We start from the raw sequence: 1,474 nt of genomic DNA on the forward strand, positions 1-1,474 counted from the left end.
CCTTTCAAGCAGGTTCATGTATTGCTTCATATGCTTTTCAAGCAGGTTCTTTTATTGCTTTGTATGCTTGTGAGGCAGGTTCTTTTATTGCTTCATATGCTTGTAAGGCAGGTTCTTTTATTGCTTCGTATGCTTTTTTGTTTTCTGTTAGCTCGGCAATAAGTTCTTTGAATAATTCAAGTTTAGTTTTTTCCATGAGATACTCCTTTTGTTTGGTAATTTCAGTGCGTCCCATTTTTTTCGTTAATTTCCGTTATGGTTCAGTCTAATAGGTCGTGTAATTGATCCGCGTTCAGTTTTTGGAGCGCTTTTTTCACTTGCACCTTGTCAATAATTTTCTTTTTTTTGTTCTTGAAACAAATCATTTCAAACCTCCTTGTTCTTTTTGGTCATCTTGTCTTGCTGTATTTGATTTTTCTTAATTTTGAATTTTTGCATTTTTAACCTTTTTCTGATAAATTGCCGTCTCTGTAACCATGAGCGAATAATCTACAAAATTTTTGTATTTTACTGTTTCGTCGTGTAATCCAGAGACGCCAAAGGTAATCACCTTTCCGTATTCGGCTGTCTTTTGCTTTGTGCATGTCACCGTGAAATCAATACCTTTTAGGTCGTTTGCGGCGTCGTATTCGACTTTCCATTTAGTTTCCCGGTATTTTGCTTTCAAGTAGCGATATGCCCTTAATTCGCGCATTAAACCTAATAATTCGTTGGCATCAAGGTTGAATTGATTTACTACCTCATGGAGTTTTGCGCCTTTCAGCAAGCAATCCTTCGCCAAGAAATAGTGCTTTATGCCTTCTTTTTTAACTACGTTGTGGTCCATTCTCACCTCCTTTCAAAATTGCGATTTCTCGCTCAAGTCTTTTTATCTGCTTAATTTTTGAAAGGGCGAATTCTCTTCACTCCTGAATTGTCATACCTTCGAAGGTGTTCATCTCGGCTATGATTTCTTTTGCCTCGAATACCTGAAACTCTTGCGGCTGTATGTATTTGTATGTGGTTAGCGGGTTCGTATGGTTCATTATTTTACTTACGACTTTATGGCTTGCACCTAAATAATCATGCATTGTTGCCGCTGTTGCTCTGATGATGTGAGGAGTAAGGCGAACCCCGGCAATATCGCTAATCTTTACGAAATGCCTATTTAGTGCTTGATTTAGTGCTTTCCTTGTCCTTTTTGTTGTCTTTACTATTTCGTCGCTTATTCGGTCTAAAAAGTCCCTTTCTGCCTTTGTCATCAAAAAGTGCTTTAATTTATTTTGGTATTTAGGGATAAAATGGGCGTAATCTGTTCCGTCGTCATTGATGATTGCTTGCGAAATCTCACTACGCCGCCATGCGTTGATGACGATTAGACCTATTAACGGGTCATTAAGTGATTTAACCCTGGCGAATTCTTGCGGGTTTAATGGTTTGTTGGCTGTATCTTGCGTGTTTATGAATTTAGGCATTAGAAGTAGTCTTCCAATAT

3 protein-coding genes are annotated in these 1,474 nt (G+C 37.9%); all 3 read right to left on the reverse strand.

Going from position 1 to position 1,474, the window contains the following annotated elements; translation table 11 throughout:
* Window positions 1-37: 37 nt before the first annotated feature.
* Window positions 38-196: a hypothetical protein gene (locus N1032_RS23155; protein ID WP_259542694.1), complete on the reverse strand. Its 159-nt coding sequence runs from the start codon at window positions 194-196 to the stop codon at window positions 38-40.
* A gap of 222 nt (window positions 197-418) precedes the next feature.
* Window positions 419-826 carry a hypothetical protein gene (locus tag N1032_RS23160; RefSeq protein WP_259542695.1) on the reverse strand — a complete coding sequence of 136 codons (408 nt, stop codon included), beginning with the start codon at window positions 824-826 and terminating at the stop codon, window positions 419-421.
* Between the two features lie 76 nt (window positions 827-902).
* A partial coding sequence (locus N1032_RS23165; protein WP_259542696.1) for a site-specific integrase occupies window positions 903-1,474 on the reverse strand: 572 nt, incomplete at its 5' end.

It is taken from the genome of Herbiconiux daphne, assembly GCF_024979295.1.
GTDB lineage: Bacteria > Actinomycetota > Actinomycetes > Actinomycetales > Microbacteriaceae > Herbiconiux > Herbiconiux daphnes.

What these genes read in the sequence shown, in the direction of transcription:
- N1032_RS23155 (WP_259542694.1), bottom strand. Translation starts at nt 196, where the DNA reads ATGGAAAAAACTAAACTTGAATTATTCAAAGAACTTATTGCCGAGCTA.
- N1032_RS23160 (WP_259542695.1), bottom strand. Translation starts at nt 826, where the DNA reads ATGGACCACAACGTAGTTAAAAAAGAAGGCATAAAGCACTATTTCTTG.